Annotated in this window: 30 protein-coding genes and 1 tRNA gene; 18 read left to right on the top strand and 13 right to left on the bottom strand. The window is 57.7% G+C overall.

Annotated elements, in window-relative coordinates:
• The first annotated feature begins 66 nt into the window (after window positions 1-66).
• The 7 genes from BFN10_RS24525 to murB are packed head-to-tail and all read left to right on the top strand — an operon-like array spanning window position 67 to window position 4,588.
• The gene (locus BFN10_RS24525; RefSeq protein WP_058425437.1) at window positions 67-702 is read left to right on the top strand and encodes a MotA/TolQ/ExbB proton channel family protein; all 636 of its coding nucleotides are present in this window, start codon (window positions 67-69) and stop codon (window positions 700-702) included.
• Window positions 699-1,127, top strand: coding sequence for an ExbD/TolR family protein (locus BFN10_RS24520; RefSeq protein WP_058425436.1), 429 nt, complete (start codon window positions 699-701; stop codon window positions 1,125-1,127). Before BFN10_RS24525 ends, BFN10_RS24520 begins: the two co-directional genes overlap by 4 nt.
• Entirely contained in the window at window positions 1,127-2,137 is a 1,011-nt protein-coding gene (lpxK, locus tag BFN10_RS24515) for a tetraacyldisaccharide 4'-kinase (protein WP_071491865.1), read from the top strand. Before BFN10_RS24520 ends, lpxK begins: the two co-directional genes overlap by 1 nt.
• Window positions 2,138-2,161: 24 nt before the next feature.
• Window positions 2,162-2,347, top strand: a complete 186-nt coding sequence (locus tag BFN10_RS24510) for a Trm112 family protein (protein WP_003174668.1) — start codon at window positions 2,162-2,164, stop codon at window positions 2,345-2,347.
• On the top strand, window positions 2,344-3,108 hold the full coding sequence (gene kdsB, locus BFN10_RS24505) for a 3-deoxy-manno-octulosonate cytidylyltransferase (protein ID WP_071491864.1): 765 nt from the start codon (window positions 2,344-2,346) through the stop codon (window positions 3,106-3,108). The genes BFN10_RS24510 and kdsB overlap by 4 nt, the downstream gene beginning before the upstream one ends.
• Complete coding sequence (locus BFN10_RS24500) at window positions 3,108-3,572, top strand: low molecular weight protein-tyrosine-phosphatase (RefSeq protein WP_071491863.1); 465 nt, start codon at window positions 3,108-3,110, stop codon at window positions 3,570-3,572. The genes kdsB and BFN10_RS24500 overlap by 1 nt, the downstream gene beginning before the upstream one ends.
• Window positions 3,569-4,588, top strand: coding sequence for a UDP-N-acetylmuramate dehydrogenase (gene murB / locus BFN10_RS24495; protein ID WP_071491862.1), 1,020 nt, complete (start codon window positions 3,569-3,571; stop codon window positions 4,586-4,588). Before BFN10_RS24500 ends, murB begins: the two co-directional genes overlap by 4 nt.
• Window positions 4,589-4,650: 62 nt before the next feature.
• Here the strand turns inward: murB and BFN10_RS24490 are convergent, their stop codons facing one another.
• Entirely contained in the window at window positions 4,651-5,322 is a 672-nt protein-coding gene (locus BFN10_RS24490; protein ID WP_071491861.1) for a Bax inhibitor-1/YccA family protein, read from the bottom strand.
• Between the two features lie 152 nt (window positions 5,323-5,474).
• Here BFN10_RS24490 and BFN10_RS24485 point away from each other — a divergent pair.
• A tRNA-Ser gene (locus tag BFN10_RS24485) sits at window positions 5,475-5,565 on the top strand.
• A 127-nt stretch (window positions 5,566-5,692) separates the two neighbouring features.
• On the opposite strand, the gene BFN10_RS24480 is transcribed toward BFN10_RS24485, so the two are convergent.
• From BFN10_RS24480 to BFN10_RS24470, 3 genes are read right to left on the bottom strand one after another with little or no spacing between them, the layout of a single operon-like run.
• Window positions 5,693-6,757 carry a tyrosine-type recombinase/integrase gene (locus BFN10_RS24480; protein WP_071491860.1) on the bottom strand — a complete coding sequence of 355 codons (1,065 nt, stop codon included), beginning with the start codon at window positions 6,755-6,757 and terminating at the stop codon, window positions 5,693-5,695.
• Window positions 6,758-6,761: 4 nt separating this feature from the next.
• Window positions 6,762-6,998, bottom strand: a complete 237-nt coding sequence (locus BFN10_RS24475; protein ID WP_071491859.1) for a DUF4224 domain-containing protein — start codon at window positions 6,996-6,998, stop codon at window positions 6,762-6,764.
• An 11-nt stretch (window positions 6,999-7,009) separates the two neighbouring features.
• Window positions 7,010-7,240: a hypothetical protein gene (locus BFN10_RS24470; RefSeq protein ID WP_071491858.1), complete on the bottom strand. Its 231-nt coding sequence runs from the start codon at window positions 7,238-7,240 to the stop codon at window positions 7,010-7,012.
• Window positions 7,241-7,384: 144 nt separating this feature from the next.
• On the opposite strand from BFN10_RS24470, the gene BFN10_RS24465 reads away from it, so the two are divergent.
• Window positions 7,385-8,047, top strand: a complete 663-nt coding sequence (locus BFN10_RS24465; RefSeq protein WP_071491857.1) for a HEPN domain-containing protein — start codon at window positions 7,385-7,387, stop codon at window positions 8,045-8,047.
• A gap of 82 nt (window positions 8,048-8,129) precedes the next feature.
• Here the strand turns inward: BFN10_RS24465 and BFN10_RS24460 are convergent, their stop codons facing one another.
• Window positions 8,130-10,043 carry a DNA cytosine methyltransferase gene (locus BFN10_RS24460; protein WP_071491856.1) on the bottom strand — a complete coding sequence of 638 codons (1,914 nt, stop codon included), beginning with the start codon at window positions 10,041-10,043 and terminating at the stop codon, window positions 8,130-8,132.
• Between the two features lie 79 nt (window positions 10,044-10,122).
• Here BFN10_RS24460 and BFN10_RS24455 point away from each other — a divergent pair, with 79 nt between their 5' ends.
• Window positions 10,123-10,785 carry a hypothetical protein gene (locus tag BFN10_RS24455; RefSeq protein WP_130898109.1) on the top strand — a complete coding sequence of 221 codons (663 nt, stop codon included), beginning with the start codon at window positions 10,123-10,125 and terminating at the stop codon, window positions 10,783-10,785.
• A 174-nt stretch (window positions 10,786-10,959) separates the two neighbouring features.
• A complete protein-coding gene (locus BFN10_RS24450) occupies window positions 10,960-11,223 on the top strand; it encodes a hypothetical protein (protein ID WP_071491854.1) in 264 nt (87 codons plus the stop codon).
• A 30-nt stretch (window positions 11,224-11,253) separates the two neighbouring features.
• Here the strand turns inward: BFN10_RS24450 and BFN10_RS24445 are convergent, their stop codons facing one another.
• From BFN10_RS24445 to BFN10_RS24425, 5 genes are all read right to left on the bottom strand, one after another.
• Complete coding sequence (locus BFN10_RS24445) at window positions 11,254-11,619, bottom strand: hypothetical protein (protein WP_071491853.1); 366 nt, start codon at window positions 11,617-11,619, stop codon at window positions 11,254-11,256.
• An 81-nt stretch (window positions 11,620-11,700) separates the two neighbouring features.
• A complete protein-coding gene (locus tag BFN10_RS24440) occupies window positions 11,701-12,015 on the bottom strand; it encodes a hypothetical protein (RefSeq protein WP_071491852.1) in 315 nt (104 codons plus the stop codon).
• Window positions 12,012-12,374 carry a hypothetical protein gene (locus tag BFN10_RS24435; protein ID WP_071491851.1) on the bottom strand — a complete coding sequence of 121 codons (363 nt, stop codon included), beginning with the start codon at window positions 12,372-12,374 and terminating at the stop codon, window positions 12,012-12,014. The genes BFN10_RS24440 and BFN10_RS24435 overlap by 4 nt, the downstream gene beginning before the upstream one ends.
• A 495-nt stretch (window positions 12,375-12,869) precedes the next feature.
• Entirely contained in the window at window positions 12,870-13,253 is a 384-nt protein-coding gene (locus tag BFN10_RS24430; RefSeq protein WP_071491850.1) for a LuxR C-terminal-related transcriptional regulator, read from the bottom strand.
• Entirely contained in the window at window positions 13,253-13,477 is a 225-nt protein-coding gene (locus BFN10_RS24425) for a hypothetical protein (RefSeq protein WP_071491849.1), read from the bottom strand. The genes BFN10_RS24430 and BFN10_RS24425 overlap by 1 nt, the downstream gene beginning before the upstream one ends.
• Before the next feature lie 156 nt (window positions 13,478-13,633).
• On the opposite strand from BFN10_RS24425, the gene BFN10_RS24420 reads away from it, so the two are divergent.
• Window positions 13,634-13,945 carry a DUF1654 domain-containing protein gene (locus BFN10_RS24420; RefSeq protein WP_071491848.1) on the top strand — a complete coding sequence of 104 codons (312 nt, stop codon included), beginning with the start codon at window positions 13,634-13,636 and terminating at the stop codon, window positions 13,943-13,945.
• 37 nt (window positions 13,946-13,982) lie between these two features.
• Here the strand turns inward: BFN10_RS24420 and BFN10_RS24415 are convergent, their stop codons facing one another.
• Genes BFN10_RS24415 through BFN10_RS24405 form a run of 3 tightly spaced genes read right to left on the bottom strand, consistent with a single transcriptional unit; the run spans window position 13,983 to window position 15,774 of the window.
• Window positions 13,983-14,504, bottom strand: coding sequence for a hypothetical protein (locus BFN10_RS24415; protein WP_083351476.1), 522 nt, complete (start codon window positions 14,502-14,504; stop codon window positions 13,983-13,985).
• 1 nt (window position 14,505) lies between these two features.
• Window positions 14,506-14,859, bottom strand: a complete 354-nt coding sequence (locus tag BFN10_RS24410; RefSeq protein ID WP_071491847.1) for a hypothetical protein — start codon at window positions 14,857-14,859, stop codon at window positions 14,506-14,508.
• Between the two features lie 54 nt (window positions 14,860-14,913).
• The gene (locus BFN10_RS24405; protein WP_071491846.1) at window positions 14,914-15,774 is read right to left on the bottom strand and encodes a S24 family peptidase; all 861 of its coding nucleotides are present in this window, start codon (window positions 15,772-15,774) and stop codon (window positions 14,914-14,916) included.
• A gap of 109 nt (window positions 15,775-15,883) precedes the next feature.
• Between BFN10_RS24405 and BFN10_RS29060 the strand changes: the two genes are divergently transcribed.
• The 6 genes from BFN10_RS29060 (at window position 15,884) to BFN10_RS24380 (ending at window position 19,879) form a co-directional block, all read left to right on the top strand.
• Complete coding sequence (locus tag BFN10_RS29060) at window positions 15,884-16,084, top strand: Cro/CI family transcriptional regulator (RefSeq protein ID WP_083351475.1); 201 nt, start codon at window positions 15,884-15,886, stop codon at window positions 16,082-16,084.
• 170 nt (window positions 16,085-16,254) lie between these two features.
• Window positions 16,255-16,917, top strand: a complete 663-nt coding sequence (locus tag BFN10_RS24400) for a phage regulatory protein/antirepressor Ant (RefSeq protein ID WP_071491845.1) — start codon at window positions 16,255-16,257, stop codon at window positions 16,915-16,917.
• Window positions 16,917-17,660 (top strand): DnaT-like ssDNA-binding domain-containing protein, encoded by a 744-nt coding sequence (locus BFN10_RS24395; RefSeq protein ID WP_071491844.1) that lies wholly within the window; start codon window positions 16,917-16,919, stop codon window positions 17,658-17,660. Before BFN10_RS24400 ends, BFN10_RS24395 begins: the two co-directional genes overlap by 1 nt.
• On the top strand, window positions 17,657-18,352 hold the full coding sequence (locus BFN10_RS24390) for a replication protein P (RefSeq protein WP_071491843.1): 696 nt from the start codon (window positions 17,657-17,659) through the stop codon (window positions 18,350-18,352). The genes BFN10_RS24395 and BFN10_RS24390 overlap by 4 nt, the downstream gene beginning before the upstream one ends.
• Window positions 18,345-18,554 (top strand): hypothetical protein, encoded by a 210-nt coding sequence (locus BFN10_RS24385; RefSeq protein WP_071491842.1) that lies wholly within the window; start codon window positions 18,345-18,347, stop codon window positions 18,552-18,554. Before BFN10_RS24390 ends, BFN10_RS24385 begins: the two co-directional genes overlap by 8 nt.
• On the top strand, window positions 18,551-19,879 hold the full coding sequence (locus tag BFN10_RS24380) for a tyrosine-type recombinase/integrase (RefSeq protein ID WP_071491841.1): 1,329 nt from the start codon (window positions 18,551-18,553) through the stop codon (window positions 19,877-19,879). The genes BFN10_RS24385 and BFN10_RS24380 overlap by 4 nt, the downstream gene beginning before the upstream one ends.
• Window positions 19,880-20,160: the final 281 nt, after the last annotated feature.

Genomic DNA, 20,160 nt, shown 5'->3' with positions numbered 1-20,160 from the left:
GGATGGGGTCTGTGGCCGACGCACCTATATGGTAAAGTGGCGCACTTTTTCGAGGGGACATTCACTGTGTGGGAATTGGTCAAATCCGGCGGCTGGATGATGTTGCCGATCATCATGAGCTCCATCGCCGCACTCGGCATCGTCGCCGAACGCCTGTGGACCCTGCGCGCCAGCCGCGTGACCCCCGAGCATCTGCTGGGGCAGGTCTGGGGCTGGATCAAGAACAAGCAACTGGACAAGGAAAAGCTCAAGGAACTGCGCGCCAACTCCCCGTTGGGTGAGATCCTTGCCGCAGGCCTGGCCAATTCCAAGCATGGTCGCGAGATCATGAAGGAGTGCATCGAAGAGGCCGCCGCCCGCGTCATTCATGAACTGGAGCGCTACATCAACGCCCTCGGCACCATCGCCGCCATGGCGCCATTGCTCGGCTTGCTCGGCACGGTGTTGGGCATGATCGACATTTTCAGTTCGTTCATGGGCTCCGGCATGACCACCAACGCGGCCGTGCTGGCCGGTGGTATCTCCAAGGCGCTGATCACTACGGCGGCCGGCCTGATGGTGGGTATTCCTTCGGTGTTCTTCCACCGTTTCCTGCAACGCCGCATCGATGAGCTGGTGGTGGGCATGGAGCAGGAGGCCATCAAGCTGGTGGAAGTGGTGCAGGGCGACCGCGACGTGGACCTGGTTGGGGGCAAAGCGTGAAATTTCGCCGCAAGCAACGGGAAAATGTCGATATCAACCTCGCGTCGCTGATCGACGTGGTGTTTATCCTGCTGCTGTTTTTTGTCGTCACCACGACTTTCACCCGGCAAACCGAACTGCGCGTCGACCTGCCGGAAGCCGTGAGCGGTTCGCCGGCCGAAGACCAGCAAGTCAAGCAACTGGACATCGCCATCAGCGCCGACGGGGTGTTTTCGGTGAATAACCAATTGCTGGAGAAAAACGACCTTGCCAGCTTGATGGAAGCCTTGCAGAAAGAGTCCGGCGGCGACACGCAGTTGCCGCTGTCCATCAGCGCTGATGGCAAGACCCAGCACCAGGCTGTGATCACCGCGATGGACGCTGCCGGCAAGCTCGGTTTCAGCCATTTGCGCATGAGCACCGTCGAGGCGGCGAGCCAACCCTGATGGCCATGTCCGATCGTTTGCTCAAGGCCTGGTACGAGGGCCATCCGGCACTTTCGCTACTGCGGCCGTTGGAGTCCCTGTATCGCCGGGTGGTGCAGCGCAAGCGCGCACGGTTCCTGGCGGGTGAGGGTGATATTTACCAAGCGCCGGTGCCGGTGGTGGTGGTCGGTAATATTACCGTGGGCGGCACCGGCAAGACGCCGTTGATCCTGTGGTTGATCGAACACTGTCGGCGCAGCGGCTTGCGTGTGGGTGTGGTCAGTCGCGGTTATGGCGCCAAGCCACCACAGTTGCCGTGGCGGGTCGAAGCCAGCCACAGCGCCGAGGTGGCGGGTGACGAACCGTTATTGATCGTGCAGCGCTGCGGCGTACCTTTGATGATCGATCCTGATCGCAGCCGTGCGGTCAAGGCGCTGCTGGCCAGCGACACTCTGGACCTGATTCTCTCCGACGACGGCCTGCAGCATTACCGCCTGGCCCGCGACCTTGAACTGGTGCTGATCGATGCCGCCCGTGGCCTGGGCAACCGTCGCTGCCTGCCGGCGGGGCCGCTGCGCGAACCGGTGGAGCGTTTGCAGAGTGTGGATGCGTTGCTGTACAACGGCGCCGCCGACGACCGCGAGGACGGCTTTGCCTTTCGTTTGCAGCCTACTGCACTGGTCAACCTGCAAACCGGCGAGCGCCGGCCAGTGGATCATTTTGCGGCGGGCCAGCAGGTGCATGCGGTCGCCGGCATTGGCAACCCGCAACGTTTCTTCAACACCCTTGAAACGCTACACTGGCAGCCGATACCCCATGGGTTTGCCGACCACGCGACTTACAGTGCCGAGGTCCTGAATTTTACGCCGTCATTGCCGCTGGTCATGACCGAGAAGGACGCGGTGAAGTGCCGCGCCTTCGCCCAGCCCGACTGGTGGTACCTCGCGGTGGATGCGCTGCCGTCGCCGGCGTTCGTCGCCTGGTTCGACACGCAGTTGATGCGTCTGTTGCCTGCCCGTCTTTTGCCTTAAACCGCTTTTTTCCAGGAAACACTCATGGACACCAAACTGCTCGACATCCTCGCTTGCCCGATCTGCAAAGGCCCGCTCAAGCTCAGCGCCGACAAAACCGAGCTGATCAGCAAAGGCGCCGGCCTGGCGTACCCGATCCGTGATGGCATCCCGGTGATGCTGGAAAGCGAAGCCCGTACCCTGACCACCGATGAGCGCCTGGATAAATGACCACCGCCTTTACCGTTGTCATTCCCTCCCGCTATGCGTCGACCCGCCTGCCGGGCAAACCGCTGCAACTGATCGGCAACAAGCCGATGATCCAGCTGGTGTGGGAACAGGCCTGCAAAAGCAGCGCCGAGCGCGTAGTGGTGGCCACCGATGACCCACGCATCATCGAGGCCTGCGAAGGCTTCGGCGCCGAGGCGGTGCTGACGCGTGAAGACCACAACTCCGGCACCGACCGCCTGGCTGAAGTGGCCACAAAGCTCGGCCTGGCGCCCGACGCCATCGTGGTCAACGTGCAAGGTGACGAACCGTTGATCCCGCCCGGCGTTATCGACCAGGTGGCCGCCAACCTGGCCGCCCATGGCGAAGCGCGCATGGCCACCCTGGCTGAGCCGATCGAAGACATCGAGACCCTGTTCAATCCGAATGTGGTCAAGGTGGTCAGCGACATCAACGGCCTGGCGCTGACGTTCAGCCGTTCTACCCTGCCGTGGGCACGCGATGCGTTTGCCAAGCAACCGGATGTACTGCCGGAAGGCGTGCCGTATCGCCGTCACATCGGCATTTATGCCTACCGCGCCGGTTTCCTGCATGACTTCGTCAGTTGGGGCCCGTGCTGGCTGGAAAACACCGAATCCCTGGAGCAACTGCGGGCGCTGTGGCACGGCGTGCGCATCCACGTGGGCGATGCACTGGAAGCGCCGCCGGCTGGTGTCGACACGCCCGAAGACCTTGAGCGCGTCCGTCGCCTGCTGGGGGCCTGATGGAGGTTTTGTTTGTCTGCCTGGGCAATATCTGCCGCTCGCCCACCGCAGAAGGCGTGCTGCGCCACAAACTGCGCGAAGCGGGGCTGACTGGGCAGGTCGATGTCGCGTCCGCCGGCACCGGTGAGTGGCATGTCGGCAACCCGCCGGACCAGCGCAGCCAGCGTGCGGCGTTGGCCCGCGGCTACGATCTGTCGGCCCAGCGTGCCCGGCAGGTCTCCCGCGCCGATTTTGCGCGCTATGACCTGATCCTGGCCATGGATCACAGCAACCTGCGCAACCTCAAGGCGATGCAGCCGGGGCAGGGCAAGGCGGAGCTGGACCTGTTCCTGCGCCGTTACGATGCCGAAGTGGACGAAGTGCCAGATCCGTACTACGAAGGTGAACAAGGCTTCGAACGGGTCCTGGACCTGATCGAACAGGCCTGTGATTTATTGGTGATCGAATTGAAGGGGCGGTTATGACCTTGCAGGTGCTTGCGCAGGTATCGCTCAAGCCATTCAACAGTTTTGGCATTGATGTGCATGCCCAGCTGTTCGCCGAGGCCCACAGCGACAGCGATGTGCGTGAGGCCCTCACCTATTCCACCGCACACAATGTGCCGTTGCTGGTGATCGGCGGCGGTAGCAACCTGTTGCTGACCCAGGACATTCCGGCGCTGGTGCTGCGCATGGCCACCCAGGGCATTCGTGTGCTGCACGACGACGGCCTGCACGTGGTGGTCGAGGCCGAGGCGGGCGAAGCCTGGCACCCCTTCGTGCTGTGGACCCTGGATCAAGGTTTCTGTGGCCTGGAAAACCTCAGCCTGATCCCCGGCACCGTCGGCGCCGCGCCCATGCAGAACATCGGTGCCTACGGTGTCGAGATCAAGGATGTATTCGCTGGCCTGACCGCCCTGGACCGCCGCACCGGCGAACTGCGCGAGTTCAGCCTTGAGGAGTGCAACTTTGCCTACCGTGACAGCCTGTTCAAGCACGAGACCGGGCGCTGGCTGATCCTGCGCGTGCGCTTCGCCCTCAGCCGCGCCAGCCACCTGAAACTCGACTACGGCCCGGTGCAGCAGCGCCTGGCGGCGCAGGGGATCACCGAGGCGACGCCGAGCGACGTCAGCCGTGCCATCTGCAGCATTCGCCGTGAAAAACTGCCGGATCCGGCGGAGCTTGGCAATGCCGGCAGCTTCTTCAAGAACCCGTTGGTCTCTCAGGTGCTGGCGGCTGAGCTGCAGGCGCTGTATCCGGACCTGGTGGCCTACCCGCAACCTGACGGGCAGATGAAGCTCGCCGCCGGCTGGCTGATCGACAAGGCCGGCTGGAAGGGCTTCCGTGAGGGAGACGCCGGCGTGCATAAGCTGCAGGCGCTGGTGCTGGTCAACTATGGCGGCGCCTCGGGGCATGACATTGCCAACCTGGCCCGCCGCATTCAGCGAGACATTCTGGAGCGCTTCAAGGTCGATCTGGAAATGGAACCCAACCAGTACTGATCTTCTGAAAACAAAAATGCCCCGCATCTTTCGATGCGGGGCATTTTTATTGAGGCAAGTAATCAGTCATCGCGGCTCATGATGCCGAAGATCTGCAACAGGCTGATGAACAGGTTGTAGATCGATACATATAGGCTGATGGTCGCCATGATGTAGTTACGTTCACCACCGTGGATGATCGCGCTGGTCTGGAACAGGATGCACACCGAGGAGAACAGCACGAAACCTGCGCTGATCGCCAGTTGCAGCCCGCTGATCTGGAAGAACATGCCCGCAACCACTGCCGCCAGCAGCACGAAGAAACCAACGGTGATGAAACCACCCAGGAAGCTCATGTCCTTGCGGGTGATCAGCACATAGGCCGACAGACCACCAAACACGAGCGCCGTCATGGCAAACGCCGAGCTGACCACTTCCGCGCCGCCGGCCATGCCGAGGTAACGGTTGAGGATCGGGCCGAGGATAAAGCCCATGAAGCCGGTCAGGGCAAATGCCGACACCAGGCCCCACGCAGAGTCGCGCAGTTTGTTGGTGAGGAAGAACAGGCCATAGAAGCCGATCAGCACCACAAAGATATTCGGGTAGCCAACGCGCATCTGCTGGGCCACGAACGCCATCACGCCGCTGAATGCGAGGGTCAGGGCGAGCAAGCCATAGGTGTTGCGCAACACGCGGCTGACTTCAAGCTGCTCAGCCTGCGCGTTACCATTCACTGCGTAATTCTGTTCGCGCATGGCGACACTCCTTCAGTTTTGAAACGTTCAGTCGCAAAGATCATAACAGACGCTCTGTAACAAGCTATGGCGAGAGTTTGACAGTGTGTTTCATTCGGGTATTATGGCGCCCGCTGAGACGGGATAGGCTACTATAATCCTGTGATGCACAAGGGAAATTGGCAGAGTGGTTGAATGCACCGGTCTTGAAAACCGGCGGACGTTAATAGCGTCTCCAGGGTTCGAATCCCTGGTTTCCCGCCAAGATTCAAACGAAAGCCCCGCGAGTGCGGGGCTTTTGTGTTTCTGGGGTTTGGTTCGGCAGAAAACCTAAAGCCTCATCGTTTCCGCATCATTTCAGGCAGTTTCCGCAACTTGTGGCGTATCTCCGTCAGCGGGTCGGCTTCACGATCTCCCCTACACGTCGGTAAACCGTCTCGGTTATCCGCTTGTCCGTATGCCCCAAGAGGCGGCTGGCGTCGCCTAAGTCAAGGATCTCACTGGCAGCTTTTGGCCGTATGTCACGGAACTGAAACTGTCGAATACTCGTCGCAAGAACGCCGTCGCCTGCCTCTCTGGCGATGGCTATTGCTTTGTCGCGAGCGTCGTCAAAGCGTAGGCGGAGCATGTGCTTGGTCACCTGCCTGCCGTCTTCGGTGATTATCAGGTAGGGGTTTCGTACGCTACGCGAGCGCCTTTGCTCTATCAGTCTTGCAACCAGGGCGCCCAAATCATTGAGTGCACCAGCAGCGGTTAGGCGAATTCGCAACTTCTTAGATGTCTTGCCCTGGGACACCTGCAGGAATTCGTTAACGGCGTCAGCCTCCCGCATCGACAGCGTGTCCGCCGGGCGCTGGGCGGTCAGGTAGGCCAGGTCCATCGCGTCACGTAGCTCTGAAGCCGCGACTGCGTACACGGCCCCCCAGATTTCCTCTGTGGCGTAGAAGTCTCGAGGCACCTCTTTGTTCTTGCGTACGCCGGCGGCAGGGTTGTTCTCGGTTAGCCCCCACTCCCGCGCTATGTTGTAGATGTGGGACAGCAGGGATATCTCCCTATTGGCCCGAACCTTGGCAGTCCGGCTGTCCCGGTACTGCGCGATGATCTGTGGCGAAACTGCATCAATGGGGGCGTCGTTGAAAGCCTTGCGAAGCTGTTTGAGGCTCAGCAGGTTGTCGCTCTGCGTCTTGGGCTTCTTACCTGGGATGATCTCCCGCTCGTAACGATCAAACACCTGGGTCAGCAGGGCGTTCTTCTTCGGTACCGGCTTGCAATCGAGCTTTGCCCATTCAGCCTTGGCGATATCCAAATCACCCCCGAGCGGGATTTCCACCCGCTTCCCGTCTTCATTCCTCCCGTCGTAGTAGTAGCCCACCCATTCTTTACCGCCTTTCAGCGTGCGTACGCGCCGAATCATTCGCGGCGGCAGGTCCCTGTTTGCCGCCTTTTTCGCTCGCATCGTTTTATCCTACTCGTGACAAGTCCAATGACCAGGCTTCGGCCGCAACGTGTTCTGCTGACGGTTTTACTCCTGCCAGCTTCATCCGGGCGTATACCCGGCCCACAACTGGCCTGCGCGCCCGGGTAAGCACGTACTTCCATCCATTCAGGTTGAGCCATGCGATCTGTCGCGACGGGATCATATAGCCAGTGATTGCCGCAATCTCTTCTTCGGAGAGGGTTTCGCTTTGCATTTCCATGGTGTGCACCTCTATGCCTCTGGTTTGTCGAGAGGGCTCGCGGGGCGTGCCGTCTTGATGATGTGGATGGCCAGGCCAAGTGTGATCAGCAGCCAGGCGCATGTGCCGGCGAATGCGTAGAGCAGTGCCTCGGTAGTGCCGGTGCCAACAAGGTCAGGCCCGGCCCAGAAGAACCAGCCGATTGTTCCTACCAGGTACAGCAAAGCGCCCAGCAGGATCAGGGTGAGTTTGATTGCGAACATGGAGCTTCCTTGCCGCGCGTGGCGGTAGACGGTGGCGATGTTAAAGTAGGTAGGCGAGATTGATATCTCGGTTATAAAATATGTTGCTTCTTCCGTTGCATTTGCGGAACATGCTTTGCTCTTAACATGGAAATGGATTTCAATATGACCTCACTAGCAAAGACAGCATTCGAAGCTAACAAAATCGATATTGAAAGGCTTTGGGAGATACATCGAACGGTTGCAGGTCATGGCGCCGGAAGAAAGTACGGCGTCGAAGTTCTTAATCGTTCTGCTATTGTTTTTATTACTGCGTGCTGGGAGTCATTTATTGAGGATTTGGCTACTCAGTCCTTTGACTTTTTGCTTGACAATGCTAAAAAGCACGAAGTAATACCTGCTAAAGTCAGGAATTATGCTGCTCGGAAATTGGTTGATGTTAAGGACCCTTCTAGGCTTTGGGAATTGGCAGATGGCGGTTGGCGGGATATTTTGAGAGCTCACAAGCAAAGCGTCTATGACGATTGGGTGGGGACGCTAAACACTCCAAAAACTCCTCAGGTGAATGCACTGTATTCGCAGCTATTAGGTATACCTAAGTTGAGCGAATGCTGGTATTGGCAGAAAATGTCCGCCGTTAATGCTGAATCAAAATTAGATGAGTATATAACTATTAGGGGGAATATCGCCCATCGTATCCGAGACGAGCACCCAATACCAAAGCTTGTTCCACAAAATTTTTTGGTTCATATTGCTCAACTCGTTGATAGGACTGAGTCTTATGTAGAGAATTATCTCTTTGAATTAACAGAAGTTAAACCATTTTGATTTTTGCTCGCGGTTCACCAACTAACTTTTTGGGCCACCTATTAATCTAGGCAGCTCATTAGCCTGAAGGGGGGTATTCACTTTATGCGGCGAGGCGTTGGTAAAGTTCGATGATGTCGGCGGCATTCGCCCTGACCAAGGCTTCGGCTTCATCTGGACAAACGCTGTTGCCGATGAGCCTGACCTGATTTGTTTTGTTGATCGGCAGCCACTGCTCGGTGCCGGTCACTGGGTCAACGAACAGGCCTCGGTCAATGATGTAGTCCTTGTCGAAGCCTTGTGCGGCTTTCAGCTCTGGCGGCTGCAGCATGCGCAAGGTGATGTCCACCAGCACATATCCGCCGATCATGACGATCTCGGCCGGCTCTTTGAAATGCTCTGGCAGATGCTCATGCATGAAGGCGGCGCAGCGGCGGGCACCTTCCATTTGATCTGGCGTCAACGTATCCGGCACCTGTACCACCTCCACCAAGGCAACCCGGTCTTTTGTCGGCAGCGTGTGCATCGGCTCTGTCAGCGAAACGCCGCCCTTGTCGCACCCGTAGTATTTCACCAGGTACGCAGTGGCCAGTCGCTGGTTGGCCCCTGCCTGGCAGATCGTCGACGTGGGCTGGTATGCCGATCGGCCGTCGCCTTTGTAGAAACCGCCGTTGGCCTGCTCGAAAAAAGCTGCCGTCACCGCGTGGTGCCCGGTGCTGGTGGCGACCACTTCAAGCGGGCCGTCAACGTCAGCCCCTACCGATCCTTTGCGGAGTGTCACCAGCGAAGCAGCGACGAGCGCCTGCTCACCGCGATTAGCTCCGGTGACCGTGCGGGCCGATTCGTCCGGCGAGTAGCCGCTGCGCTCACCGTGGTGCGTGAGGTGGGTCAGGTGACAGGCTGCCATCGCGAAATGACCACCTTTCACCTGGGCAACCTGAGTGCGCAGTGCTTCCTGTACGTCGAAGTTACGCTGCGATGACCCATTGGCACACTCGGTGAGGAACGGCGCCGCCGCGGGCTGCACCAGGCCGTGATGGGTGCCGCCGGCGCTGACGGTTGAAATCGATTCATCCACGCTGTGTGTGCTGGTGTGCGCTTGGGACGTCCCGCGCATCGGCACAATGAATGGCTTCTCACTGGTGATGACGTGGCGCCACATGCCCTTGGCCACCCGGCGGCGCGTATTCAATGCCATGGGTTTGTCCCGGAATATCGTTTTGCCCAGGTTGCTCCAGTCAATGCACTCGGCGGCCGTGCGCCAGGGCTGCTGTTTCGCTGTTGGCTTCTTGTGTCGTACCGGCTCTGGCCAAACTATCGGCAGACCGTCGCTGCGAGCCACCAAGTACAGGCGCTTGCGGATGGTTGGGGCGCCGGCGTTTGCCGCGATACGTTCGCGCCACTCGGCGTTATAGCCGAGACCTTTCACAAGCGCTTCCATCGGGACGAACTCGCCAATGGCCTGCATGATCTCCGGCATATCCGGATGTTCCGCTGGCAGGCCGGTGCTGATCGCCGCGATAAACGCTTTAAAGGTCCGTCCGCGCTCGGCTTTGATCGGTTGGCCATGATCATCGATTGGGCCCCAGCCACAAAACTCTTCGACGTTTTCCAGAAAGAGCAATCGGGACCGCGTAACGAACAACCAGCGGATCACCACCCATGCCAGACCGCGCACGCCACGATCACGCGGCGCCCCGCCTTTGGCCTTGCTGTGATGGCGGCAATCAGGCGACGCCCAGATGATCGCGACGGGCTGCCCGCCAGTGGCTTTCCGTGGGTCAACCTCGTACACGTCGGCGACGTAATGAGCTGTGTTTGGGTGGTTGGCGCGGTGCACAGCCAGGGCTATTGGGTTGTGGTTCACGGCCACGTCCGGCTCCCGATACGCCCGGGCGATGCCAGTACTGGCGCCTCCACCGCCTGCGAACAGGTCTACCACCAATTCCTTTTCGAACGGCAGGCCCATGCTCGGCTGGCCATGGATGAACTGAGGAAATTTCTGTTGTGCGGACATAGGGGATCCTCGCCGGCTGGCGTGAAATGTTGAAGTGTTGGATGATTACGTCGTCGGGATCATTCAGAGGAAGAAAGGCATGACTCAAAATCAGCAGCGCGTCATGGATCGATCTTTGGCGCTCTTATTATTTGCTGTAGTTTTTGTTGTAGTTTCGATCATTGTGGCGGTTGTCTTGTACAGATATAGGTTTAGCGGAACGTTGGCAGTTACATCCGTAGAGTGGGCTAACTTCGGTGGGTACATTGGTGGGGTTTTTGGCCCGCTCGTTTCTTTTGTAACGCTTTTGGCGGTGTTGAAGACTGTATATATGCAAAGAGAGCTTCTGGATGTTCAGAAGCATGAATTTAATCAACTACTAAAATTTCAACGTCTTGATTCCTTGAAGCAAGACGAACAGCTAGCGCTCGCCAAGTCTGAAGCTAACAGGGCAAAAGTTTTGGCCTACCAGACTTCTATCCTTAATTTGATAGAGAGCTACAGTAACGAGTTTAGACTTGATGCAAATGAAATGTTTGCTGCCGCTGAAAAAGCTTCATCGGGGCAACTAAGCATTCTTGAAGGTATCAATGCTGAGTCAAAATATAGACATCGCTGTGATAAATCTAGAGAGGTAGTTGCAGCCTTGAAGCTTCTCGCACTCGATCTTTCAGTTGCTGAGTTTTCTGATGTTAGCGAGGTTCGAGATAAATTCGCACCTCGATTAATGCAGATATTAAGTGACGGCGAAATAATGAACTAGGCGATGAGGTTTTCGGGCTGCTCGGCCTTCGTGCTGGAAGACTTGAAGCCGAGGTGAGCCTGGGGCTAAAGCTGATCGCCGATCTGGCCTATCAAATGTCGAGCTAACTGGCACAGTTCCTTGATATGGGGTATTACGGGTGACCGGCATGGAGCCGGATCAGGGAGAAAGCAAATGGTTAAAATTGCCGAAGTCGTGCTTGAGCTAACTGCCGAAGGGTTCACTAACACGGGTCGCAGAACGAAAGGAAGAGTTGTTCAGGACTTGAACGACGCCGGATTTTCAGTTCAGGTTGACGACCAAGTCAGAAAGGTCACTCTGCCAGCCGGCCCGTTTGCCACCAAAGATGAGGCGAAGAAAAGTCTTCTTGAATACTGGGCGAGGTGTGAGGAAGAGCTTATTTCGTCTGGCGCTCCTAGCTGGCAGCCAAAAGTGTAAATTGGTCACCGGCGCATAGGTTGGCGTGAATCAGGAGGGCTGTTCGATTTCGTCGTCAGGCTCTGGTGGTTCGTCTTCGAGTGACTTCATGCCTGCTGCCCTGATGATCTGCGACACCTTTTCGGTAACAAAAAAAGGTGTCGTGACACACTTGAGCATCTGCGCCGCCGTTTCGAAGTCGGCGGCGATCACGTTTCTCAGAAGGTTCTGGAACACCTCCTGCTGGTTGTTGAAGCCGTGCTGTTTCATCAGGCGCTTGAGGTCGGCCTTGAACACGTCGGCGACCTCAACCGTAAACTTCTCGACGCCCAATGAAGCGTTCTTCTCGTTCGCCTTCTCGCGCTTGCGGCGCTGCTTCAGGGCTTCCGCCGTCGGCTGCTGCTCTTCCTCGGCCATGGCCTACCTCTTCGATTTCATGTGCTGGCAAATCAAGCCATGCCTGCCGCCGGCGCTGCCGCACCTGTTTGCTGATGCGCTTCATGGATTGCTTGGGAGCTTGAAGCCGTTCTCGCAAGCAATGAGGCGGGCTCGCTTGTAGTCGATGCCTGCGGCAAGGCATGCCTGGTGGAGTGATGCGCCCGACTCGACAGCCTCCTTCAGCTTGGGGGCGATCTTGTCGCGCTCGACGCGGAGTTTGTTGCTACGCGTGCTTTTGATGGGGCCGCCTACCTCGCCGCTGACGCCCGGCGCGATCTCCTGGGCCTTGTTGCCGGCGCCGAAGAACGCTTCCAACTGCTGGTTCAGGTTGTCGATGATCGAGTCGCGCGGGTTGGGCATAGGCACGCCGATCATGGCTGCGCACCGTAGTAGGCGAACAGCACCATCATCGCGGCAAAGCCGAGCGTCCAGCGCAGCATGCGGAAACCGAAGCGGCGCGAAGTTGCTTTAGCAGCGCTGAAGAAGTCAGCTTTGCGCTCGAGCTGATCGGCGTACTGGCAGGCGCCGTCGTGGCCGGTGCGTGCGCCGCGTGAAACGCCAGTGGATCGCTCCACCACATCGAACAGGTTCTTGCCGAGCGGCACCACGTTGAAGCGGGGCACCCTCACCGGTTCTTCGCGACCGATCTTCATGTACATCTCCGAAGTGGAAAGCGAAACACGTTCCCGCAGGGCCTGCAGAACGGCTTGGCTTTGTTGGATGGCTGGGTTCATGCCGACTCCTTGGTTGTGGTTGCGTTTATTCGTCAGCAGCCTGACCGCCTGGTGAGTGCCGGTGGGCCCAGGGGAGGGTGCTGACGAATAACGGCGAGCCGTAAAAAAGCCCGGTAGGGACCGGGCTTTTCGTTGCGTTACATAGACCTCCCTATGTCACGCAGGGGGGGGCGGTCGAGCGCCTGGGTTTGAAGTTCACATGGCTGCAAATCCTCCGCTGTTCACTCACTGGGTTGGCAGTGGCCACCGTTCTCAAGGGTTGTTGCATGCAGGTGGGCGGTTATAGGCCGCGTTTTCGTCCGCATCGGAGATCGCTCGAATCTGGCTGGCGAGTAAACCGTCTTCGCCGCGTTGTTCGTCGCTCTGGCTCGGGTAAAGGTGGCCACCTTGCTATCTCGGGGCAGTCAGCCGAGCGATCTCCGATGCAGCCTGGTGCTGGGGATTACCAGGGCCTCGGGCAGTTAACGACAGGCTGTCGTGGCGCTGGTTGTTCGGTTAAGCAATCAGGCTTGGACGTTCCGCCTGACGCAGCACTCGCACTTGGGCGGTGCGGCGTTCAGGCGCCCGGCGGTCACGGCGCATGGCGTCATCGCCGATCACTGCGTGCATGGCGATCAGCGCAGCCAGGGCGAAGCACATCGGCGAGATGATCTGGCGGCGCATTGCCTCGGCAACCGCGGCGGTCTGACGGGTAACACCGAGCTTGAACATCGCGCAGGACAGCCGCTTGGCCACTGTGCAAGCCGCCACGTCAAACTGACGGGCAATCTCCTTGGCCGTCATGCCCTGGGCGGTTCCTAGCAGGTAATGCAATTCTTTCGGCGCAAGGCCACGTCCGAGATGACCCTTCCATGCGCCGCTGACGATTGTTGCTTCCATCAATGTGACTCCCGGTTGGTTTCCCAATGCACCCGGCCAACCAGGTGCATCAGTGAAAATTCCCGCTGATCTTTCGGCGCTACTGGCGCGGTACAGATCAATTCAAGTTGTTCGTCCAGCCGCGGGCCTTTCGGCTTGTTCTCCCGCTGGATAACTGCATTTGGCGCTTTACGCTGCACGCCCGGGTCAGTTGCCAACCCTCTGAACCGTTGAGGCCGGTTCATCGCTGCCTTCCATCTGGCCGGTTGTTATCCGGCGATGGCTCAAGTTAACCGGCGGTTTATATTTTAGTCAATACCGCCGGTTAATTTATTTTGTGTGCGGTTGGTGTAATCTCTCCTTTGGCTGTATATGCATACAGTATTGTATGGAGGGTTAAGATGGGCAGCGCACAGAAGAAGCAAGAGCAAAAAACAGAAATGAGCGGCATAGAGCGCCTGGCGCTGCGGGTATCATCGATGATCAATCACCCGGTGGCGCAGGTGCAGCGCTGGGTGACGATTCATCGTCTGGACACGGACGGAGATCGGGAGTGGGAAGAGGTTCTAGGAGTAATAGCCGAAACCGACGAGCTTGAGTTGACGCTCAATGACGACGGCAGCGTGACGGTGAGGTGGGAGCAGCAGGAGGTCGAGGTATCGGGGAGGGGCGAGGTTGAGTTTGAGCAGGAAGAAGAGGCGGCGCCTTTCTAACGGACAACAAAAAGCCCGCTCAATGGCGGGCTTCGTTTTACTTCTGCGGAGCCGATGCTGGTGCCTGCTCCGACTTCTGAGCTGGCGGCGTATCAAGAGCTTTCTCACTCCTACCCATTTGGAAGGATGCAACCATGTTGGAGGTGAGCATGGCGTTAAACCCTGCGATACCGATCACAATGGCGAGAACTGTGGATACTGCAGTTACTATCATGGTCGTTTTCATCGAGCCAATACTCGACTTTATTTCTCCATGATTGCTGGAAATTTGATTGAGAGTTGCCTCCATTCTCTTGTCACGTTCCGCTTGGATAGCTACAAAGGCATCTATTTTTGCAGATACGGACTCAACCCGAGCGTCCATCTTGACTTCGATGGTCTCAAGCTTTGCGTTGAATTCTTCGCGCGTAATTTCAGTCATGGATTTAGTATGTCCCACGCCTTTCACGTTGTCACTCGCTCCCTCCACTCCGGAGTGCTGAGAGGGTGCTTTGAACGCTGGTGAGGCTTTCTCAAAGCCAGCCTTGATCTCCCCGCACGTTGAGAACTTAATTTGCATTTTAGTCCTCATCTGTAGGAGATGGCCCAAATTCGAGCTCTGGTTCGATAGGATTGTCGTCAGCCCACTTCCTTACGACTTTGGCTACGTGCTGCCTTAAGTAGCCACAGCTGTCACAAAACAGACCGAAACTTGATACCGTCATCGGTCTAGCTCCGTCCTTCAGCCGGGTTACGAGGCGATAAGTATCCGGAGCATCCTCATGATCGAAGGGGCAAATAATGGTCCATGTCTCCTCGCCGCATACTGGACAGTCGCTTTCGGGATTCTTTGCTTCTAGAAACCGGACAAAATCATCCGATGTTACCGACAGCTTTGATCTCTCAGGTTTTTTAATCGTTTGATCGCTCGTCATTGCAATTCCTTTTCGGCGATTTTAGGGTGCCAAAGCACCCCTATAGCATGATAGCTATACTAAATTGGCATTCCACACCAGTAGCACGCGTGCCAGGATATAGGTGTCATCCACCCGAATATCCTCGGGATCATGATGCTTGTTGTCCGAGATCATCTTGAAGTGGCCCTTGCCTTTCTTCTGCAGCCTTTTCACGTAAAGCATGTCGTCGTGGGAGAAGAGGTATATGCCATCCCCGGTGAACTCCCGGACAGTTATGTCTACCAGCAGTGGGTCGCGATCCTTGATCGTCGGCGCCATTGACTGCCCCCAGCCGGTGATCATCTTGAGGTGGAAGTGCTCTTTGAAGGTGACGCCAAGGTCGCGCAGATGCTTGGGGCTGACCCTTATGTCCTGGAGCATTTCTGGGTATTCGTGAGGGATCTGCCCGCCGCCCATCGCCGCACGCACGTCATAGTGCGCAATCCAAACCTCGTCACCAACTTGGCCAGGGCGAGAGGATTCAACGGGGACCATGCCCCCCAAATCGCTGTGCTCGGCAGCCGCAAGGAGGTTTGCGCGAGCGGCCTCTGAAAGACCTTTTCCTTTTGCTGCGAGCATCTGACGAACCATTTCTGATGCTGACAGGCCGGCATCTTGATGATTGATACTCGTCAACCCAGCAATCTCAACTGCTAGGCGCTTACTGAAACTCTCTACTGGCACCCCGAGGAGCCTGGATAGGACGGCTGCGAACTTAGAGTTGAGCGGGTTCGTTCCGTTCAAATACATAGCTACCGCTGCGGCCGATATATCAGCCGCCTCTGCCAAGCTGGCCTGAGTTAGGCCCAGCGCATTCTTCTTCGAGACGAAGAGGGATTTTGCCGCTTCACACTCAGCCTTGAGTTCTGGGGACAGCTCTTTCTTTTTGGTCATTTGCGAAATTTAACCGTTGGTTAAGTTATTTGCGCTAACCGCCGGTGTTGCCTCAATGCTAACCGCCGGTTAATATCGCAAGCACACCTCATCCTTGTTGGGCCAAGAAATGAAGAAGACGCCATTGCCAGAGCTGGTAGAGAGGATCGGGCAGACCGCTGTCGCCAGGGCACTCGGCGTCAGCTCTCCTGCCATCTCAAAAGCACTCCGCGCCGAACGAGATATCCAGGTTCAAGAGCACTCGGACGGAACATTCACCGCTGAGGAGATACGACCCTTTCCATCGCAAAGCAGCGCTTTGGTTGGGTGAATTTTCCCCTGATTCAGAAATCGGCAAAAGTGATTTGGATTAGCTGTTGATTCATCCAGCACTCAAATCACAGGCATAAAAAAACCGCCTGGCAGGGCGGTCCTTTCAACAGCAATAAAACTTGTGGGGCCATTATGAACACACTCGTCGCTCCAAGCAATACCGTGACGATGTCGAGTCGGGAGATCGCCGATCTGACCGGCAAGCATCATCACCATGTCGTGCGCGACATCAAACGCAATCTCGCCGAGCTGAACATAGATGCATCCAGATTTGGATGCATCTATACGGACGCTTCCAATCGCAAGCAAACCGAGTATCTGCTTCCGCCGGACATCGTAATGACGCTGTTGACCGGCTACAGCGTCCCGCTTCGCCATCGTGTCGTGACACGTTTGCAAGAACTAGTAAGCGTGTCACGACACGTCGCAATTCCTCAGTCCCTGCCTGACGCACTGCGACTGGCCACCGATCTCGCCGATAAGAACAGCGAGCTCCAACGCCTCGTTTCAGACCAGGCTCCAAAGGTGGCCGCCATCAGACGGCTTGCGGCAGCTGGTGGGGCTATCTGCATCACTGACGCCGCCAAGCAGCTTGGAGTGGCTCCCTCTCGACTCTTTGCCTGGCTCGAACAGCATCGCTGGATATTTCGCCGGCACGGCTGCAAGCGCTGGGTTGCATTCCAGCCGCGCATAACCTCCGGACACATGACCCACAAAGTCACTGCGTTGAAGCCTGACCCAGAGACCGGAATCGAGCGCGCGGCCTTCGACCCAATGATCACTCTAAAGGGGCTTACACGCCTCGCTGAACTGCTGCAGGAGGCTGCGTAATGGCCGGTGACTGGATCAAATTCGAACTCACTACCCTGGACAAGCCAGAGGTTTGCCAGATCGCTGACTTTGCGGACATCGACCCAGACGCGGTCGTCGGCAAGTTAATGCGCGTGTGGGGCTGGTTCGACCAACAAACCGAAAACGGTAACGCCCCGAGCGTGAGCAAAAAGTTACTTGATCGCCTGGTTGACGTTATCGGTTTCTGCGAACACATGAAATCGGTTGCCTGGATGATCGAGATCGACGGCGTTATTAGCCTTCCACATTTCGACCGGCACAACGGGAAGACCGCTAAGAATCGGCTTCTCACGGCAAAGCGGGTTGCGAATCACAAGGCAAATAACGGTAAAGGTAACGCTGCCACCGTTAGCGGTGCGTTACCTAAAGAAGATGTAGAGAAGAATAAAGAACCTCTCTGTGCGCGTATGCCGATTGATCCTCGCATGCCCAGCGAAATGGCGCTCGACTGGAAGCCAGACTCGAAAATCCTGAAGACCTATGCGCTGCACCAGGGGGTAGCGTTGGATCTGTTCACCGATGATGCCTTGAAAGCGTTCACCGGTTACTACGAGCCGAAGGGGCAGATCAATACCGAGGCCGAGTGGGTCAGCATGTTGGTCAAGTGGGTGCGCAACGACCTCAACAGAAACTCCAACGTCAAGCCGTTCGCACCCCGTCCAGCGTCTCAAGACTTTGATGATGACGACACTGGCTGGAATGAGCAGGGGGTATCCCAATGAAAAGCGTCGCGGTCGTAACGACTGGGCTCTGGGCGAAGGTGCAGTCGGGCCAGTACATCGAAAAGGAACAAACTCTGCCACAGGAGGTTCAGGTAGAACTTAACCGCGAAACTGCCGCCGTGATCAACGGCCTGTTCCGCCAGTTGCGCGCGATTTTTCCTGCCTGGAAGCAGGCTTGGCCGGATGTGGCGGCCTACAAGGCTGCCAAAAAAGAATGGCTTCAAGCGTTTCTTGAGGCCGGACTGCGCAGCCTGGATCAGTTGCAGTTCGGTCTGATGGGCGCTCGTCAGTCAGGTCGGGACTTCGTGCCTGCGCCTGGTGTGTTTATCGCTTGGTGCACGCCGACTGCCGAGATGCTTGGCCTGCCAACGCTTTCTGCGGCGCATCGCGAAGCGTGCCGCAATGCCCATCCCTGCATGGCCGGACGTGCGCGATGGAGCCACGACGCGGTTTGGCACACCGCGAAAGAGTGTGGTTTTGAAAGCCTGAACAAGCTTGAGGAATCGCTCAGCCTCAAACTGTTCGAGCGCAATTACACTATCACAGTTCGGCGCCTTATCGAGGGCCTGCCATTGCAGAGGATGCCTTTGGCGCTGCCTGAGAGAGCTGAAGGGCGCCGCACGCCGGAGATCGGCAACAGAGCGCTTGCCGAGATGCGTGCCATGCGATCAGGAGTCGCCCGTCATGCCTGATCGCCGCCTGGCTCTTCCTGAGATCGATACCTACCGCTGGGCAGTGTTCTGCTGCTCGTTCAAGGTCGACTTGAGCTCGCCTCCGGACCACGCGCTTGCGCTGTTTGCCGACGCGGCTATGGCCAGGCGCTACGGCGCCTGGATGTGGCCCAACACTTTCGAGGTCGTTGATCTCCGAGCCCCCAAGGAGGTCACTTCGTGAACACCCAAATAAAAACCCTGACGGTGAAATTGTCGGATGCCGAGATCGCGCGCAACGCCAAGCTTGAGCACGTGCGTGACCTGCGGGATGCAAGCCATCCAGCGCTTCACTTTCGGTACTTGAAGAACCGAACGCGCGGCTCCTGGTACTTGCTCCACAAGCGTCAATGGCACCTGATCGGGCATTTTCCCGACCTCAGCAGCAAACAGGTGGTCGCGGCGCTCCCGGCGGTACGGCTGCGTGTGGCGGCTGACGGCGCTGCGAGCGTTTCGGGCTGGGTGGCCGTGGGCGAGCTGCTGGACTGGTTTGGCGATCGCATGGCTAAATCGCGAGCGCTCTCGGACAAGCGTCGGGCGGCTATCAAGTCTGCAATCAGCTGCCAGCTCAAGCCGCGCCTGGACGATTTGCTGCTGAGCGACCTCAACGCCCAAACTCTGGACAGGCAGCTGATGTGGCCGGCGCAGGAAGAGCTGTCGCTGTCCTACGTTCAGCAATTGTTCCGCCTCGTCGCCATGGCCTTCCGCCAGGCGCGCAAGCTCGACCTGATCCCCTTCAACCCGATGGCCGAGCTCAAGTTCAGCAACTTCACCACGGCCCGAATCCTGCCCAAGCCTGCGCGCCTTCGCGACGTGCAGTTACCCGAACTGGTGGCACTGCTGGCTGAGCGCTTCGAGAGCGCGCCGGGTGACGCCATGCTGGCCTTGATGATGCTTTGTCACGGCACCCGGATTGGCGAAACCCGCCAAGCACGGTGGGCTGACATTGCACTGCCGGAGCGCGAGTGGTTCCTGCCTGCCGAACACACCAAGACGAAGACCGAGCTTCGGGTGCCTTTGACCGACCAAGTTGTCGGGCTGCTGTGCCGCTACCGTGACCGCCAGGCTGCCCAGGGCTACGACGGGGCCTTTCTGTTCCCTTCGCGCCGTGGCAAGCCGCTGAGCGACAACCAAGCCAGCGCTGTATTCACCCGGCTAGGGCAGGGCGCCTGGACCAGTCACGACCTGCGCAAGGTAACCCGAACTGCCTGGACTGACCTTGGCGTCGACGGCCACATTGGCGAGATGCTGCTCAACCACTCGCTCGGCAAGATCGCCTCAACGTACATCAACACTCAGGCCAAAGAGCAGCGCCGCTTGGCGTTGGTGAAGTGGCACGACTGGTTAGATGCGCGCGGCTTCAAGGCGATTCACGCGCAGACAGGCGTTAGATATGAAGATTCGCAAAACCTCGTAGACGCCTTGAATGGCGGGGCCTGCGAGCAAGAACCACAATTTGTTAAGGGCGAGGTTTTAAAAAGTGCAGAAACGACAGGGGCCTGGCTTTAAGCGGGAGCGGATCGAGCTTGAACCCTGCTCGATCTGCAAGGGTAAGGCGGTAGTGGCGGGGGTGTTTTATGAGCTGGTTTGCACGGATTGCAACGGCTCAGGTTGGGTTGTTCAGGATACCAAGCTGGTGCTTTCTGTCGATGAGTTGGTCACCCAATTGAGTTTCAAATTGCAGCAGGTAGAGCGCGAAGTCTTGGCGTTAAAGACTCCTCCAAAACCGACATGGCCGCATAGCTAATACGAGCAACCAAACCGCCTGGGAGCAGGCGGAACAAATTACA

The sequence above is a fragment of the Pseudomonas extremorientalis genome (genome assembly GCF_001870465.1).
Taxonomy (GTDB): domain Bacteria; phylum Pseudomonadota; class Gammaproteobacteria; order Pseudomonadales; family Pseudomonadaceae; genus Aquipseudomonas; species Aquipseudomonas extremorientalis.
The sequence above is the reverse complement of the archived record's forward strand: the minus strand, read 5'-3'. Positions and strand labels throughout refer to the sequence as shown.

Bases quoted from the DNA above. Each gene is read 5' to 3' on its own strand.
- BFN10_RS24445 (WP_071491853.1), bottom strand. From the start codon at position 11,619: ATGGCCGAGGAAGAGCAGCAGCCGACGGCGGAAGCCCTGAAGCAGCGC.
- BFN10_RS24440 (WP_071491852.1), bottom strand. From the start codon at position 12,015: ATGATCGGCGTGCCTATGCCCAACCCGCGCGACTCGATCATCGACAAC.
- BFN10_RS24415 (WP_083351476.1), bottom strand. From the start codon at position 14,504: ATGCAAATTAAGTTCTCAACGTGCGGGGAGATCAAGGCTGGCTTTGAG.
- BFN10_RS24460 (WP_071491856.1), bottom strand. From the start codon at position 10,043: ATGTCCGCACAACAGAAATTTCCTCAGTTCATCCATGGCCAGCCGAGC.
- BFN10_RS24500 (WP_071491863.1), top strand. From the start codon at position 3,108: ATGGAGGTTTTGTTTGTCTGCCTGGGCAATATCTGCCGCTCGCCCACC.
- BFN10_RS24455 (WP_130898109.1), top strand. From the start codon at position 10,123: ATGACTCAAAATCAGCAGCGCGTCATGGATCGATCTTTGGCGCTCTTA.
- BFN10_RS24475 (WP_071491859.1), bottom strand. From the start codon at position 6,998: ATGGAAATGCAAAGCGAAACCCTCTCCGAAGAAGAGATTGCGGCAATC.
- BFN10_RS29060 (WP_083351475.1), top strand. From the start codon at position 15,884: ATGAAGAAGACGCCATTGCCAGAGCTGGTAGAGAGGATCGGGCAGACC.
- BFN10_RS24465 (WP_071491857.1), top strand. From the start codon at position 7,385: ATGACCTCACTAGCAAAGACAGCATTCGAAGCTAACAAAATCGATATT.
- BFN10_RS24390 (WP_071491843.1), top strand. From the start codon at position 17,657: ATGAAAAGCGTCGCGGTCGTAACGACTGGGCTCTGGGCGAAGGTGCAG.
- BFN10_RS24395 (WP_071491844.1), top strand. From the start codon at position 16,917: ATGGCCGGTGACTGGATCAAATTCGAACTCACTACCCTGGACAAGCCA.
- BFN10_RS24385 (WP_071491842.1), top strand. From the start codon at position 18,345: ATGCCTGATCGCCGCCTGGCTCTTCCTGAGATCGATACCTACCGCTGG.
- BFN10_RS24480 (WP_071491860.1), bottom strand. From the start codon at position 6,757: ATGCGAGCGAAAAAGGCGGCAAACAGGGACCTGCCGCCGCGAATGATT.
- murB (WP_071491862.1), top strand. From the start codon at position 3,569: ATGACCTTGCAGGTGCTTGCGCAGGTATCGCTCAAGCCATTCAACAGT.
- BFN10_RS24450 (WP_071491854.1), top strand. From the start codon at position 10,960: ATGGTTAAAATTGCCGAAGTCGTGCTTGAGCTAACTGCCGAAGGGTTC.
- kdsB (WP_071491864.1), top strand. From the start codon at position 2,344: ATGACCACCGCCTTTACCGTTGTCATTCCCTCCCGCTATGCGTCGACC.
- BFN10_RS24400 (WP_071491845.1), top strand. From the start codon at position 16,255: ATGTCGAGTCGGGAGATCGCCGATCTGACCGGCAAGCATCATCACCAT.
- BFN10_RS24420 (WP_071491848.1), top strand. From the start codon at position 13,634: ATGGGCAGCGCACAGAAGAAGCAAGAGCAAAAAACAGAAATGAGCGGC.
- BFN10_RS24405 (WP_071491846.1), bottom strand. From the start codon at position 15,774: ATGACCAAAAAGAAAGAGCTGTCCCCAGAACTCAAGGCTGAGTGTGAA.
- BFN10_RS24510 (WP_003174668.1), top strand. From the start codon at position 2,162: ATGGACACCAAACTGCTCGACATCCTCGCTTGCCCGATCTGCAAAGGC.
- BFN10_RS24430 (WP_071491850.1), bottom strand. From the start codon at position 13,253: ATGGAAGCAACAATCGTCAGCGGCGCATGGAAGGGTCATCTCGGACGT.
- lpxK (WP_071491865.1), top strand. From the start codon at position 1,127: ATGGCCATGTCCGATCGTTTGCTCAAGGCCTGGTACGAGGGCCATCCG.
- BFN10_RS24490 (WP_071491861.1), bottom strand. From the start codon at position 5,322: ATGCGCGAACAGAATTACGCAGTGAATGGTAACGCGCAGGCTGAGCAG.
- BFN10_RS24425 (WP_071491849.1), bottom strand. From the start codon at position 13,477: ATGAACCGGCCTCAACGGTTCAGAGGGTTGGCAACTGACCCGGGCGTG.
- BFN10_RS24410 (WP_071491847.1), bottom strand. From the start codon at position 14,859: ATGACGAGCGATCAAACGATTAAAAAACCTGAGAGATCAAAGCTGTCG.
- BFN10_RS24435 (WP_071491851.1), bottom strand. From the start codon at position 12,374: ATGAACCCAGCCATCCAACAAAGCCAAGCCGTTCTGCAGGCCCTGCGG.
- BFN10_RS24470 (WP_071491858.1), bottom strand. From the start codon at position 7,240: ATGTTCGCAATCAAACTCACCCTGATCCTGCTGGGCGCTTTGCTGTAC.